The sequence below is a fragment of the Pseudonocardia yunnanensis genome, from assembly GCF_039534065.1.
GTDB classification, from domain to species: Bacteria; Actinomycetota; Actinomycetes; order Mycobacteriales; family Pseudonocardiaceae; genus Pseudonocardia; species Pseudonocardia yunnanensis.
The window spans coordinates 324,004-338,777 of the sequence record NZ_BAAAUS010000006.1 but is presented as its reverse complement, the minus strand read 5'-3'; the positions used below and the strand labels follow the sequence as shown (position 1 = coordinate 338,777).

Sequence of the window (14,774 nt, the reverse complement as noted above, 5' to 3'; positions counted from 1 at the left end):
GGTCGGGAGCACGGAGGCCATCTCGTGCGTTACTACGGTATGGCGTTCGTCCTCCTGTACCTCGTCGTCGAGATCGTTGCGCTCATCGCGCTGTGGTCGGTGATCGGGTTGGGCTGGACGCTGCTCGTCCTGGTGGTCGGATCGATCCTCGGTCTGTGGCTCGCCCGCCGGGAGGGACTGCGTGCGGCGCAGGCGATCGGTGATGCGATGGCCAACCGCAAGGTGCCCACAGCGGAAGTCACCGACGGGATGCTCATCGCCGCGGGTGGCGTGCTGCTCTTCGTCCCGGGCCTGGTCACCGACGTGGCGGGGCTGCTGCTCCTGCTTCCGCCCACCAGGTCACTCGTGCGCCGCCGGCTCGTGAAGGCCGCGGAGCGGCGCTCGCCGGGGTTGAAGACAGCCCGCATCCGCTCGCAGGGCACGGTCGTGGACGGCGACGTGGTCGAGGAGCCGCGCCCGTCCGACGGGCCGTTGGTGATCGAGGGCGGCACGGTGCCGTCGCCGGGCGAGCCGCGGAGCTAGGCGCGGCCGCTCCACTCCGGCTCGACCCTGGCCCAGCCGGTCTCCCAGTCCTCGGCGTCGATGGCGTCGAGCCGCGACCGGCACAGCGACACCGCCAGCGCGAGCACCGCCCAGCAGGCGAGCAGGGTGCTGAGCCCGGCCACCAGCCCGGCACGGAGTGGGTCGGCGGTGCCGACGCGGGCATCGACCACGGCGCCACCGGCGTCCACCGCGACGGGCACGTGATCGCCCTTGGCGAGCCCGGCCACCACCGGCAGCTGACCGGTGTGCTGCGCGCCGCCCGGCGCCGTCCAGCGCGCTCGTGTGGTCAGGGTGGAGTTCAGCATCGCCACCTCGGGCAGCGGCGACGGTTCGAGTAGTTCGGCCGCCACGAGCGTGGTGCCCGGCGGGGGCGCAGGCACCACCTGTTGCGCTGCAGCGGCTCCGCCGACCAGCACGGCCACAGCGATCGCCAGCAGCCCCAGCACGATCTGTGCGTGGCGCAGCGCCCGGCGTCCGCGGTCGGTTACACGAAAGAGTGATGGTTCTTGATCGTCGTCACGCGGAGTGGGGACATCCACGGGCGACATTGTCGGGTATGCACCCGATCAGCCGCGGGCGCCACCCCGTCGTGTCGCGCCGACCGGTCGAACGGGCACGTCAGGTGACGAGTGTCCAGCTGATCGTGCAGTGCGCCGTGACCCGTACCGGCTCCGGTTCGAGCCCGAGCTCCCGGACGTCGGGGCCACCCATCGAGTCACGCGCCGCCAGCGCGACGGGACCGCCGTGGGTGGGTGCGTCCGACAGCCGGCGCAGTGCACCCAGTCGGCCGCCGAGGGCCTCCGCGTAACCCTCCGCTCGCTGTCGTGCGTCCTCGACCGCCCGGCGCTGGGCCTCCCGCTGCGCGACGGCCGGGTCGGCGAGGATCCATCGCGGGCCGTGCACGCCGGTCGGCTCGGCGCCGACGATCGCCGAGAGCACTCCCTCCAACCCGGCGGGGTCGGTCAGCGTCAGGTCGAGGTCCTCCCCGGCCCGGCAGCCGATCACGCGGTCGGTCTGCCATTCGTCGTGCACCCAGAACCGGCGGTTGCGGACGATGAGCCCTGGCAGCCCCAGCGCGGGTTCCGCGGCCGCCATCCGGCGGCCGAGCTCGCGGACGGCGTCGCTGCGGCTCTCGGCGAAGCCGGTGAAGGTCACGTTCAGCTCGGCCCGGTCGCCGAGCTGCTCGAACCAGCCGGTGCCCTCGGTCACGATCTCGGGGCCGTTCGGGTCGATCGGCGTTTCGGTCACAACGACAGGAAACCAGATCGCCTTCTCTTCGCCTATCTAGCGATGATTCAAGAATCCCGAAGAGTATGAGATCGAGTGCGGCTGGATAATCGACGGCCCATGGCCCCTCCCCTCACGCGCTTGCGCAGCCTCGTGCGCGAAGGCCGGTCCGACGCACCGGGCCACCTCGTGGACGTTCTCGGGCGGATCGGGCTCGTCGGGTACGGGGTGGTGCACCTGTTCGTGGCGTGGCTCGCGCTGCAGGTCGCCTTCGGTGTGCCGGACGCCCCGGCCGACGCCGAGGGAGCCGTCGGCACGATCGCCCGCACGCCGGGAGGGCTGGTCGCACTCGCGGTGGCCGCTGTCGGGCTGGTGGCGTTCGCGCTGTGGCAGGTCACCGCGGCTGCGATCGGCTTCAGATGGGTCGACGGGGGCGAGCGCGTACGCAAGCGCGTCGGGGCCGTGGCGAAGGCGATCGCGATGTCGGCGCTCGCCGTCGTCATCGCCGACTACCTGCTGGACCTCGGCTCCGCCGGGGGGACGACCGCGCAGGCGGTGGCGGCAGGCGTGCTCGGGCTACCGGCGGGGCGGGTGCTGCTGGGGCTCGGTGCCGGCACGATCCTGGTGATCGCGGGGGCCATGGCCTACACGGGGCTCCGACGAACGTTCATGGGCGACCTCGACGTGCGCCGCCTCGGCCCGATCGCGCGGCAGACGATCGAGTTGCTCGGTGCGGTCGGTCATCTCGCACGTGCGCTCGCCCTCGGCGTGGTCGGCGTGCTGGCCGGCAGCGCCGCGCTGTTCGCCGACCCCGGGAGGGCCGGTGGGCTCGACGCGGCCCTGCGCACGCTGAGCGCCACGGCATCGGGCTCGTCGTTGCTGGTGGTGGTGGCCGTCGGGTTCGCCGCGTTCGGGCTGTTCTGCCTGGCCGACGCGGGCACCCGACGAGCTTGATCGGCTTCTCTATCGCTTTCTAGCGATCCACGGAGAGAGCTATATACGAACCGATTCGCGACACGCCATCGGGTTCGATAGCCGCTTCTAGGATCCGGGCAAGATTCGTGGATACCGTCCGATGCGTGGATCCCGTGCGCAACCCGTTCGCTCCTGGCGCCGGCCAGCGCCCGCCCGAGCTCGCCGGGCGCGACCGTGAGGTCGACGCGTTCGAGATCGTGCTCGAACGGGTGTCCCGCGGACGCCCCGAGCGCAGCCTGGTGCTCACCGGACTGCGCGGGGTCGGGAAGACCGTTCTACTCGGTGAGCTGCGTTCGATGGCGGTGCGTGCCGGATGGGGCGCCGGAAAGATCGAGGCCCGCCCCGACGCAGACCTGCGCAGGCCGCTGTCCGCCGCGCTGCACCGGGCGATCCGGGATCTCGCCATGCGGCACAGCGCCCCCGACCGCGTGGACGAGGTGCTGGGCGTCCTCAAGGCGTTCGCCATGCGTTCCGCGCCGGACGGGGCGAAGCTGCGCGACCGGTGGCAGCCCGGCATCGACGTGCCCGTGAAGGCGGGACGCGCCGACTCCGGGGACATCGAGATCGACCTCGTCGAACTGTTCACCGAGGTGGCGGAGCTGGCCGCGGACGTCGAGACCGGTGTCGCGATCCTCATCGACGAGATGCAGGACCTGCGACCCGACGACGTGTCGGCGCTCTGCGCCGCCTGTCATGAGCTGTCCCAGTCGCGGGCACCGCTCGTGGTGGTGGGCGCCGGGCTGCCGCACCTGCCCGCGGTGCTCTCGGCGTCCAAGTCCTACTCGGAGCGGCTGTTCAAGTACGTGCGGATCGGCCAGCTCGACCGTCCGGACGCCGACTTCGCCCTGCTCGCGCCCGCCGAGCGAGAGGACGCCTCCTTCGACACCGACGCCCTCGACGCCCTGTTCGAGGCCTCCAGCGGCTACCCCTACTTCGTGCAGGCCTACGGCAAGGCCGCGTGGGACGCCGCGACGCGCAGCCCGATCAGCGCGGCCGACGTGAAGCTGGCGGCTCCGGAGGCCGAGGCGGAGCTCGCCGTCGGGTTCTTCGGCTCGCGCTACGAGCGCGCCACGCCCGCCGAGCGGGAGTACCTGCGGGCCATGGCCGACATCACGGAGGGCCGGGACGACCCGGTGCCCACCGCCCGGATCGCCGAACACCTCGCCCGACGGGCCTCGTCGCTGTCGCCCGCCCGGGACAGCCTGCTGAAGAAGGGGCTCGTCTTCTCCGCCCAGCGCGGCCAGATCGCGTTCACCGTGCCGCACTTCGGGCGTTTCCTCCTCACTCAGGCGTGAGCTGGTGACCCGAACGGGTGAAAGGCGAGGATTACGAGGAGTGAAGTAACGCCCCGCCCTTCCGGTTCGATTCCCAGTACGACCCCGCGGTGCTGTCGGACCCCCGACCTGACAGCACTGCGGGGTCTTCTCGTTCCAGTGCGGTGCGCGTGCCCGATCTGCGAGGTCAGCGACGGCCACGCCGGGCAGAGGTCGTAGCATCTGGCCGGTGCAGGACCCGAAGCTCGAGATCCAGATGCTGCACGACCGTGTGATGGTCAAGCCGGAGACGAACGGTGAACGGCGCAGTGGCGCCGGCATCGTGATTCCGGCAACCGCCGAGGTCGCCAAACGTCTGGTGTGGGGAGAGGTGTTCGGCGTGGGGGCGAATGTCCGCACCGTCAAGGTCGGTGATCGGGTGCTGTTCGCCCGTGACGACCAGTACGAGGTCGACGTGCAGGGGACGACGTACCTGGTGCTGCGGGAACGTGAGTTGCACGCCGTCGCGACCGAGCGCACCGAGCACGGTACGGGGCTCTACCTGTGACGAACCGGGCCTCGTGAGGTTCGGTCCGAGTTTCGAGGGGAAAAGGACTTCATGCCCGAGCGGCAGTCCTCGCCCGGCGAGGTGACGTCCCGTCCCGACATGGACGGGACGGAGAACGAGAACGGCCAGGTGCCGGAGGCGCAGGAGCGCGCGTCCGGCACCAACGGGGGAACGGAAAGCGCAGTCACCGTGGGCGAGCAGGTGGCCGGACAGATCGACGCATCGCCGCCGGCGACCGAGCCCGGTCCCGTCGAGCCCACGGCCGACGCGCCGACCGGTGCCGAGCCCGTACTGGACGCCACCGCCGCTGTCGAGATCGCCCAGCCCGCAACCGAGGCCACCGGCGGCGCAGTTGTGCCGCCCGCGCAGAATCCCGCCGCCCGCCCCGCGGAGCAGACGCCGTCCGGCCCGCCCGCCGAGGGCACCCGGGCCGCGCCGCGCCCCAGGCCGCGCCCGCACCAGGAGCCCGACGGTCCCGACGCCGACGAGAGCCCGACCGTCCGCACTGCCGTCGGCGGCTCCGCGCCCGGTGACGACGAGGCTCCTACCGACCGCACGCCGCTCGCCGCTGCCAACGCTCCCGCCACCGCACCCACGCGCGACCAGCCCCGAGCGGGCGCTCCGGCTCTCGCCGGGCGGAATGCGGGAGGCCCGGCGCAGGGCGAGGCGCCGACCACGGCCGTCCGCGCCGGGGGCACCGCTCCGGCCACCGCCGGCCGCTCCGCGTCGACCGCCTGGTTCAACCCGGTCGACCAGGAAGCCACCCAGATGATCCCGCGGGCCGTCGCGCCGGCCGCTCCCGCGCCGATCCCTCCTGCGCCGGCCCCTGCAGCGCCCCCACAGCCGGCGGAGCCCGCCACCGAGCGCATTCCGCTCGTGCCCCCGGTCGGTAGCGCCACCGCCTTCCTGGCCCCCTCCGTCGACGCCACCACCACCTCGATCGCGTCCCCTCCGATGCCCCCGCCCACCGGCGGTCCGGGCCCGCAGGCGGCCGCCCCCGGCGAGCCTCCCGTGCGCAAGCGCAAGCGCCGGATCCTTCTGCTCACCGGCATGGTCGGCGCGCTGGCCCTGCTCTACGTCGGTGACCTGGTGATCAACTCCGGATCGATGCCCCGTGGGGTCACGGTCGCGGGCGTGCGGGTGGGCGGCCTCGGTCTCGACGAGGCCGAGCAGCGGCTGCACAGCGAGATCGATCCCCGCACGCAGCAACCGATCCAGGTCAGCGTCGGGGAGGCCCGCAGCGAGATCGATCCTGCCGCTGCCGGCCTGGCCATCGACTGGGACGCCACGCTGGCCGAGGCCGAGTCGCAGCCGCTCAACCCGATCACCCGCATCACGTCGTTCTTCAGCGAGCGCGAGGTCGGTGTCGTCACGAGGAGCGACGGCGAGGCGCTCAACGCGGCGCTGGAGGAGCTGTCGCCGATCGTCGACAAGGCGCCGGTCGAGGGCTCGGTGCGGTTCGACGGCACCGAGCCGGTCCCGGTCGACCCGGTGCCGGGCCAGAAGCTCGACGTGCCCGCGGCGGCCGGCGTGCTGCAGAACGAATGGGCCGTAGGCCTGCCGGTGGCCCTTCCGCTCACCGTGCTCCCGCCGTCCACCAGCCCCGAGGACGTCGTCGCCGCGATCGACCAGGTCGCCCGCCCCGCCGTGTCGGGACCGGTCGAGATGATCGGAGAGGGCGGCACCACCGGCACCGTCACGCCGGAGGTCATCGCGTCGGCCCTGACGTTCCGCGCTGATGCTGGCAACCTCGTGCCGGAGATCAACGCCGCTGCCATCACCGATGCGCTCAAGCCGCAGCTGGCGGAGTCGGAGCGTCCGGGTCGCGATGCGTCGCTCGACTTCTCCTCCGGCAGGCCGGTCGTCGTCCCCTCGCAGGACGGTCGCGGGGTCGACTACGAGGCCAGCCTCGCGCCCCTGCTCGACGTGCTCACCGGCACGGGTGAGCGCGAGATCACCGCTGTCTACGGCGACCAGCCGGCCGAGCTCACCACCGAGGAACTGAACGCGCTCGGCATCACCGGTGTGATCGGCGAGTTCACCACCGGCGGTTTCGCCGCCGACTCCGGGCGCAACATCAAGCGGGCTGCGGAGCAGATCAACGGGATGATCGTGAAGCCCGGGGAGACGTTCAGCCTCAACCAGGCCACGGAGCCGCGCGACGCGAGCCACGGTTACGTCGAGGCAGGCATCATCTCCGACGGCCACGCCTCGCGCGGCATCGGCGGCGGTGTCTCCCAGGTGGCCACCACGCTCTACAACGCGTCGTACTTCGCGGGCATGGCCAACGTGGCGCACAAGGAACACAGCTTCTACATCAGCCGCTACCCCGCCGGTCGCGAGGCCACCGTCTTCGAGGGCTCCATCGACCTGAAGTTCCGCAACGACAACCCGACCGGTGTGATGATCCAGACGGTGTGGACGCCGAGCTCGCTCACCGTTCGGCTCTACGGCACGAAGGTCTACGAGGTGACGTCCACTCCGGGTCCGCGCACCAACCCGACGGCCCCCACCACCGTGACGATCCCGGCCGGCGAACCGTGCAGCCCGAGCCAGGGCGCGCCCGGGTTCACCATCACCGACACCCGCACACTGCGCAACATCAGCACGGGCGAGGCACGCCACGAGACCCGCACGGTGCGGTACAACCCGTCGCCGATCGTCGTCTGTGGGCCGTGAGCCGAGGGGTGCTCAGCGATCTTTCTCGGGCGTCAGGTCTTTCGCGATCCAGCTCACATTCGTACCCTCGGTCAAAGCCGAAGGGAACGGAGGCTCGACATGCGTATCGCGGACGTGCTGCGGAGCAAGGGCAGTGACGTGGCGACGGTCGACCCGAGCGTCACTGTCGCCGAGCTGATCTCCCAACTGGCCACCCACAACGTGGGGGCGCTGCCCGTCGTCGACGGCGGGGAGCTGGTCGGAATCGTCTCCGAGCGTGATGTCGTGCGCAGGCTCGACGTCGCCGGGCCGGGGCTGCTGGAGGTCAGGGTCGGCGACATCATGATCACCGGGGTCACCACCTGTGCTCCCGGCGACAGCGTGGCGGACATCGCGGCCGTGATGACCAACCGCCGGTTCCGGCACCTACCGGTGGTGGTCGAGGGTCAGTTGGCCGGGATCGTGAGCATCGGCGACCTGGTCAAGGCGCGGATCGACCTGCTCGAGTCCGAACGCGAACAGCTGCAGAGCTACATCGCGGCCGGATAGCCGGCGGGCGTACTCAACGGGCAGGGCCGAGGGCGAATGCCGCCCCCGGCCCTGCCGTCACTGCTCCTGGGTTCAGAAGCCTGCTTCGGACAGCTCCATCAGCGAGTTGTCGGCCGTCTCGACCACCACGCGCTGGGCCGTGAGCAGCGGGAGCACGGTCTTGGCGAAGAACCGGGCCACAGCCACCTTCCCCTCGTAGAAGGCGGCGTCCTTGACCGGACCGGCCCCGTCCTGACTCAGCGCCGTGAGCGCAACCTCGGCCTGGCGCAACAGCAGCCAGCCGATGAGCAGGTCGCCCACGGCCATCAGCAGCCGGACGGTGTGCTGCCCGACCTTGTAGGTGCTCGACGGGTCCTGCGCGGAGGCCATCAGGTATCCCGTCAGGGCCGCGAGCATGCCCTGGACGTCGGCGAGGGCCACACCGAGCAGCGCCCGCTCCTCCTTGAGCCTCCCGTTGCCCGCCTCCGCGTCGAGGAAGGCCTGGATCTCGCCGGCGACGTGCCCGATCGCCTGCCCGTTGTCCCGCACGATCTTGCGGAAGAGGAAGTCGAGCGACTGGATCGCGGTTGTGCCCTCGTACAGCGAGTCGATCTTGGCGTCGCGGATGTACTGCTCGATGGGGTAGTCCTGCAGGTAACCCGAGCCGCCCAGCGTCTGCAGTGAAAGCAGCAGCTGTTCGGTGGCGCGCTCCGACCCGACCCCCTTGACGATCGGGAGCAGCAGGTCGTTCACCTTCTCGGCGAGCGTGACGTCCTCGCCAGCGGCCTGCCCGATGCGGATACGGTCCTGGTAGGTGGCCGTGTAGGTGTACACGGCGCGCAGCCCCTCGGCGTACGCCTTCTGCAGCATGAGGATGCGGCGGACGTCCGGGTGGTGGGTGATCGTGACGCGCGGGGCGGCCTTGTCGAGCATCCTCGGCAGGTCGGCACCCTGGACGCGTTCCTTCGCGTACTCCAGCGCGGCGAGGTAGCCCGCCGACAGCGTGCCGATGGCCTTGGTGCCCACCATCATCCGCGCGTACTCGATCACCTCGAACATCTGCGCGATGCCGTCGTGCACGTCGCCGAGCAGCCAGCCCTTCGCGGGGACGCCGTGCTGGCCGAACGTGAGCTCGCAGGTGGTGGAGGCCTTGAGGCCCATCTTGTGCTCGACGTTCGTGACGAAGGCGCCGTTGCGCTCGCCGGGCTCACCGGTCTCGGAGTCGAAGAGGAACTTCGGCACGAGGAAGAGCGACAGGCCCTTCGTGCCGGCTCGTGGCGCGATCCCCGGACCCTCGGGGCGGGCCAGCACGAGATGCATGATGTTCTCGGTGAGGTCGTGCTCCGCCGAGGTGATGAAGCGCTTCACGCCCTCGACGTGCCAGCTCCCGTCGGCCTGCTGCACCGCCTTGGTGCGCCCGGCGCCCACGTCGGATCCCGCGTCGGGCTCGGTCAGCACCATCGTGGCGCCCCAGCCGCGGTCGATCATCAGCTCGGCCCAGCGCTTCTGCTCGTCGGTGCCGTTGCGGTGGACCACGGCCGCGAAGCTGGGGCCGGCCAGGTACATGAACGCCGCGGCGTTCGAGCCGAGGATGAGCTCGGCCGCGGCCCACTGCACGGTGGGCGGGATGCCGTAGCCGCCGAGCTCGGTGGGCAGGCCCAGCCGCCACCACTCGCCGTCCCAGAGCACCTTGTAGGCGTCCCTGAGCGACTGCGGCAGCGTGACGGTGTGGGTAGCCGGGTCGAAGACGGGCGGGTTGCGGTCGGCGTCGGCGAACGACTCGGCCAGCGGCCCCGTGGCCACGGCGTTCAGCTCCTTGAGCACCCCTCGGACGGTGTCGATGTCGACCCCGTCGAACGGCGCGGTGTCCAGCCGGTCCTGCACTCGGAACACCTCGAACAGGTTGAACTCGAGATCGCGCAGGTTGCTCCTGAAGTGGCCCATGTCCGGGACTCCTCACCACTGACTACTCGCCGGTAACAACGAGCATATTACCCACGGGTAACAGGGACAAGGCACCCAGAGGCCCCAGCCCGCTTCACACCTTCGAGTCCATCGGTTGTGCCTTCCGCGCGCTGTGACGCATGGTCTCGGTGAGGCGAATGAGAACAATGCGACGGTCGTGACGGAGGCGATGTGGCTCGGGATTACGTGTCCCGCCGGGGATTCATCATCGGTGGGCTGGCCGTTGTCGCCACTACCGGCGCCCTGGTGACCACCGGCAACGCCTGGGCCGGCGAGCCGGAGATCATCGACTGCGACGGATGGGGGGCCCGTCCGAACAGCGACATCGTGCCGATCTGGAACCAGCGACCGGTCAAGATTCTCGTTCATCACACGGCCACCCCCAACCAGGCCGACGTGAGCCGCGAAGCGGCCGACCGGCTCGCCCGCGGTATCCAGAACTTCCACATGGACAACCGCGGATGGCTCGACACCGGACAGCACTTCACGATCAGCCGCGGCGGTTACGTGCTCGAGGGCAGGCACCGCAGCCTCGAGGTGCTGGAGCGAGGCGAGCGCCAGGTCGAGGGGGCGCACTGCACGGGGCAGAACGTCGTGGCCATCGGCATCGAGAACGAGGGCACCTACACCGCGGTCGGTCCGCCGACCGTGCTCTGGAACCGGTTGCGTGACATGTGCGCCTACATCTGCAACCAGTACGACATCGAGCCGACCGAGATCTTCGGGCACCGCGACTTCAAGGACACGGCCTGCCCGGGTGACGTCCTCTACGGCATGTTGCCGCAACTGCGCAGCGAGGTCGCGGGCGTGCTCGGGCAGCATCTCACCACCCGGGTCGCGATGAAGGAGTCGTGGCCGTTGCTGCGGGTGGCCGACCAAGGGCCTGCGGTGGCCGCCGCACAGCATCTTCTACGGGACGCGGGCATGACCGACGTGCAGCCGAGCGGGAGCTTCGACCGCACGACCTCCGATGCCGTGCGTCAGTTCCAGACGGTCCACCGCACGGAGGAGGTCAACGGCATGATCGGCGGCGAGTCCTGGCCGCTGCTCGTGCGCGCCGTGGCGCCGGGTGAGGACGGGGAGGCGGCCCGGGCGGCGCGCGTCCTGGTCGAGGCCCAGGCCGATCCCGTCGGCCCCGGTGCTGTGTCCCTCGTCGGAGCCGAGGACTGGCGCAGGCTCCTCTCGACTCCCACGTCGCTGGTGCGTTGACGCGCTGCGCGCGTCAACGCCGCCGGGGCGTCACCAGCCGCGGGATCCTTCCTCCCACAGTTTCCAGGGGGCCTTGCCCGTGGCCCAGTGCTTGTTGAGCCATTCGTAGTCCTTGTAGGTGTCCATCGCGGCCCAGAAGCCTTCGTGTTTGTTCACCGTGAGCTGCTGGTTGCGGGCGAGTTTCTGCAGCGGTGAGGCTTCGAGGAACAGATCCTCGTCGTCGTCGAGATAGTCGTCGAGGAAAGATCTCTCGAACACGAAGTACCCGCCGCTGACCCAGCCGTCGACATGCGTGGGCTTCTCGTTGAACTCCGAGACGACGTTCCCCACGACCTGCATCTCGCCGAACTTCGATGTCGGGTGCACCCCCGTGACCGTGCCGACGCGGCCACCTTTCGCATGAACAGCTGCCAGATTCGCGATGTCCACGGCGCTCACGCCGTCTCCGTAGGTCACCATGAATCGAGGCGTGTCGATGTAGTGGCGAATGCGACGCAATCGGGCGCCGGTTCCGGCCGCGAGTCCGGTCTCGGCAAAAGTGATCTCCCAGTTCTCGTCGGCAACGCCGTTGCGAAACTGCGGCTGATGGTCGCCCGTGGACAGCGACAGCGTGAAGTCGGACATGTGGGCGCGATAGTCGAGGAAGAACCGCTTGATCTCCCAGCCCTTGTAGCCGAGGCACAGCACGAAGCGGCGGTAGCCGTAGTGGCTGTAGAGCTTCATGATGTGCCAGAGGATCGGGCGGCCGCCGATCTCGACCATGCCCTTCGGTAGCCGTTCGCTGGCTTCGCGAATACGTGTGCCCTGCCCTCCGCAGAGTACGACGACCGGAATGTCCGTTTCTTCGTGCACTGCGTGCTTCCCTCCGCCGCGCCGGCCGCCGATGTCCGTTTTGGGGACGTCGCCGAGAACGACCACTTGATAGTGCAGAGATCATGATTGGGCAACAGCTGCCCTTGTGACCATCTCCACCCCTCGATCGTGGGTCGAGGACTTGCCTGACTCCGGATGGCGGCACCCGCTGACCCGATCGGCGGACATTCCTCCTGTTCACGGCGGTGGCCCGTGGAGACGCTCGCCACTCTCGGTAGGCTCCCGGGCGCCCATCGAACAGACGCACGACGGGGGTCAGCTGGTGTCGACGCGAACTCAGCCGGTCCAGGGGCTCGCGTCGGAGGGTGCGGTGGCAGGCGCACCGGTGGCCCGGCGGCTCGTGCGCGAGGCGGCCGCCGCGGGCGCAGGGGTGCGCAGGGTGGACATCATCGCCACGGGCGGCCACGGCAAGACCGTGCTCCTCGAGGCGATGTCAGGAGCCTTCCGGGACGCCGGCGTCGCCGTCCGGCACGACGTGCCGGCGCCCGGTGACCCTCTCGCGCCCGACACGGCACTACTGGTGGACGACACCCATCTGCTGAGCCCGGCCGAGCTGGACCGACTCGCTGAGGTGGCTGCGGCTCCGCACGGCTACGTCGTGGTCGCCCACCGGCCGTGGCCGCGCCCCGCGGGCACCGCTGCCCTCGGCGCGACGCTGGCCGTGAGCCGGCCCCCGGTGGTGCTCGACGCGCTCGACCGCGCCGGCGTGTCCGTCCGGGCCGGTCTGCTCCTCGGCAGCCGGCCCGGCACGCCCGAGCACGCGCCCGCAGAGCTCGTCGACCAGGTACTCGTCCAGACGGCCGGGTCACCGGCGCTGGTCGATCGGCTGCTGACCGCCCTCGTCGAGCAGGCCGGTCCGGACCGCACCCGGATCGGCACGCCGAGCCGGCCGCCCGCGGGGCTGCTGGCGCAGCTCGGCTACGCGGTGCAGAGCCTCGGGCCAGGGGTTCGCGGGCTCCTGCTGGCCCGCGCGCTCGGTGCGTCCCTGGAGGCCGAGGTCCTCGTCCCGCTCCTCGGCCTGCCGGACGGTGACGGCGCGGCGCAGCTCGACGAGTTCGTGGAGGCCGCGCGCGCAGCCGGCCTGCTGACCGCCGACGGCATGGCGGTGCCGCTGGTCTCGGCGGCGGTGTTGGCGCATACGCCACAGGCGTCGCACGTGGAGATGCGGCGGGCGCTGGCCGAGATCGAGCTGAACCGCGGGGGCAACGTCCTCGCCGCCGCCCGTGGGCTCCTCGCCGCGGGTGCGAGCGGAGCGAGGGTGGCGGCGGTGTTCACCGCAGCCGCGGAGGAGGCATTGCGGACGGGCGCCCCTGCAGCCGGCGAGTACTTCGAAGCCGCGGTCCGTGCGGGCTCGCCCGCTCTGGAGCTCGCGGCGCGCCGGGCCGAGGCGGCGATGCTGGCCGGTGATCTCGACCTGGCCCTCGCCCAGGCCGACCAGGTGCTCTCGGACCCTGGCCAGGCGCCACCGGCGGACGCCGTCCGGGCCGGCACTGTGGCAGCGGCCGTTCTCGCCCGCCGGGGCATGCTCGCTCGCAGCGCGGAGCTGTACCGCTGGATGGGCAGCGCCTCGATGGGCAGCGCAGCCGTGCTGTCGGTGCCGGCGTTGATCGGCACCGGCGCGCTCGACGAGGCGCGCGAGGTGCTGCGCGGCCCGGCCCGGGCACCCGGCGCCCCGCCCCGTCCGCCGACGCTGCTCGCCGGCGCCGAGGAGCTGATGGCCAAGGGCGTGTACGACTCGGTCGCCGGTTCGCCGACCGCGGCGTTGTCCCAGCTGACCCGCGCGGCGTCGCTGTTGGAGTCGTCGAACCGCGCGGCGCTGCTTCCCGACACCCCGGCAGCGCTGGCCGCGCTCGTCGCGGTGCACTGCGGGGAGCTCGACGTCGCGCAGTCGGTACTGGAGCGGGCGGTGCGGGTGGGTCTGGGCGGCCGCAGCGCAGCCACCCGTCACCGGTTACTGCTCGGCTGGATCGCGCTCTTCCGCGGTGCCACCACGGCCGCGAGGTCGGCGCTCACCGCGGTGTCGCCACCCGGCGCTCAGCTCGAGCCTCGCGACGAGTTCCTCGCCGCTGCCCTGGAGGTGGCGCTGACCCGCCGCACCGGCGACCTCGCGTCGCTGATGCCCGCGTGGGGGCGCGCTCGCGAGGCGATCGTGCGTCACCCCGTCGACCTGTTCGTGCTGCAGCAGCTCGGCGAGCTGTCGATCGCCGCCACGCGGCTGCGTGAGCCGAGCTGGGTACGTCCTCACCTCGACGAAGCGGCGGAGCTGCTCGCAAGCCTGGGGGATCCCGGGTTGTGGGCGGCGCCGCTGGCATGGTCGGGCCTGCAGGCGGCGATCCTCGCCGAGAGCCGTGAGGCCGCGATGCGGCACGCCGCTGCGCTGGAGGCAGCGGCGGGTGCGAGTAGGTACACCGCGGCGATGGCGACCGCCGCCCCGCACTGGGTGCGGCTGCTGGACTCAGAGGTGGACGCCACAGCGGTCGAGGCAGCGGCCCGCGGTCTGCACGCCGTGGGGCTCGCCTGGGAGGGCGGAAAGCTGGCGGGGCAGGCTGCGATCCGCACGCGCGACCGTAAGGCGATGAGCACGCTGCTCAGCTGCGCCCGCGCGCTGCAGAGCAGCGGATCCGCCGGCCGAGCAGGGGCGGAGCCGGACATCGTTGTGGATGCCGACACCGACACAGGTCCGGCCGGCATCCCGGTGACGGTGCTGACGACCCGGAGCGGATCGCACCCGGCCGATGCCGACGCCTCGTCCAGCCCTGGAGACGACGGCCCGTTGAGCGAGCGCGAGCGGGAGGTCGCCGCGCTCGTGCTCGAAGGGCTGACCTACAAGGAGATCGGCGAGCAGCTCTTCATCTCGGCGAAGACCGTGGAGCACCACGTGGCCCGGATGCGCCAGCGGCTCGGCTCAGGGAGCAGGGGGGAGCTGTTCGCCCACCTGCGCCAGATCGTCGGCACGCCCGAGACCTGACCCGCGC

At 71.3% G+C, this 14,774-nt stretch carries 12 protein-coding genes; 8 read left to right on the top strand and 4 right to left on the bottom strand.

The genetic code is table 11. The features are described from left to right. Positions 1-24: 24 nt before the first annotated feature. The gene (locus ABD743_RS07820) at positions 25-522 is read left to right on the top strand and encodes an FxsA family protein (protein ID WP_344720247.1); all 498 of its coding nucleotides are present in this window, start codon (positions 25-27) and stop codon (positions 520-522) included. On the opposite strand, the gene ABD743_RS07815 is transcribed toward ABD743_RS07820, so the two are convergent. Together ABD743_RS07815 and ABD743_RS07810 are read right to left on the bottom strand one after the other, a co-directional pair. Then, a complete protein-coding gene (locus ABD743_RS07815) occupies positions 519-1,082 on the bottom strand; it encodes an Rv1733c family protein (RefSeq protein WP_344720245.1) in 564 nt (187 codons plus the stop codon). The two genes, ABD743_RS07820 and ABD743_RS07815, sit on opposite strands and share 4 nt — an antisense overlap. A gap of 79 nt (positions 1,083-1,161) precedes the next feature. Next, positions 1,162-1,791, bottom strand: coding sequence for an SIMPL domain-containing protein (locus ABD743_RS07810; protein WP_344720243.1), 630 nt, complete (start codon positions 1,789-1,791; stop codon positions 1,162-1,164). A gap of 99 nt (positions 1,792-1,890) precedes the next feature. On the opposite strand from ABD743_RS07810, the gene ABD743_RS07805 reads away from it, so the two are divergent. The 5 genes from ABD743_RS07805 (at position 1,891) to ABD743_RS07785 (ending at position 7,773) form a co-directional block, all read left to right on the top strand. Beyond that, complete coding sequence (locus tag ABD743_RS07805; RefSeq protein WP_344720241.1) at positions 1,891-2,724, top strand: DUF1206 domain-containing protein; 834 nt, start codon at positions 1,891-1,893, stop codon at positions 2,722-2,724. 125 nt (positions 2,725-2,849) lie between these two features. After that, positions 2,850-4,040, top strand: a complete 1,191-nt coding sequence (locus ABD743_RS07800) for an AAA family ATPase (protein WP_344720239.1) — start codon at positions 2,850-2,852, stop codon at positions 4,038-4,040. A gap of 208 nt (positions 4,041-4,248) precedes the next feature. Next, positions 4,249-4,566 carry a GroES family chaperonin gene (locus ABD743_RS07795; RefSeq protein WP_344720237.1) on the top strand — a complete coding sequence of 106 codons (318 nt, stop codon included), beginning with the start codon at positions 4,249-4,251 and terminating at the stop codon, positions 4,564-4,566. A 51-nt stretch (positions 4,567-4,617) separates the two neighbouring features. Continuing rightward, positions 4,618-7,245, top strand: a complete 2,628-nt coding sequence (locus ABD743_RS07790; protein ID WP_344720235.1) for a VanW family protein — start codon at positions 4,618-4,620, stop codon at positions 7,243-7,245. A gap of 99 nt (positions 7,246-7,344) precedes the next feature. After that, on the top strand, positions 7,345-7,773 hold the full coding sequence (locus ABD743_RS07785; protein ID WP_344720233.1) for a CBS domain-containing protein: 429 nt from the start codon (positions 7,345-7,347) through the stop codon (positions 7,771-7,773). 72 nt (positions 7,774-7,845) lie between these two features. On the opposite strand, the gene ABD743_RS07780 is transcribed toward ABD743_RS07785, so the two are convergent. Further along, complete coding sequence (locus ABD743_RS07780; RefSeq protein WP_344720231.1) at positions 7,846-9,696, bottom strand: acyl-CoA dehydrogenase; 1,851 nt, start codon at positions 9,694-9,696, stop codon at positions 7,846-7,848. 192 nt (positions 9,697-9,888) lie between these two features. On the opposite strand from ABD743_RS07780, the gene ABD743_RS07775 reads away from it, so the two are divergent. Next, positions 9,889-10,926, top strand: coding sequence for a peptidoglycan recognition protein family protein (locus ABD743_RS07775; protein ID WP_344720229.1), 1,038 nt, complete (start codon positions 9,889-9,891; stop codon positions 10,924-10,926). 30 nt (positions 10,927-10,956) lie between these two features. On the opposite strand, the gene ABD743_RS07770 is transcribed toward ABD743_RS07775, so the two are convergent. Further along, entirely contained in the window at positions 10,957-11,844 is an 888-nt protein-coding gene (locus ABD743_RS07770) for a sugar phosphate nucleotidyltransferase (RefSeq protein ID WP_344720227.1), read from the bottom strand. Positions 11,845-12,061: 217 nt separating this feature from the next. On the opposite strand from ABD743_RS07770, the gene ABD743_RS07765 reads away from it, so the two are divergent. Next, positions 12,062-14,767 (top strand): helix-turn-helix transcriptional regulator, encoded by a 2,706-nt coding sequence (locus tag ABD743_RS07765; protein WP_344720225.1) that lies wholly within the window; start codon positions 12,062-12,064, stop codon positions 14,765-14,767. The last annotated feature ends 7 nt before the right edge of the window (positions 14,768-14,774 follow it).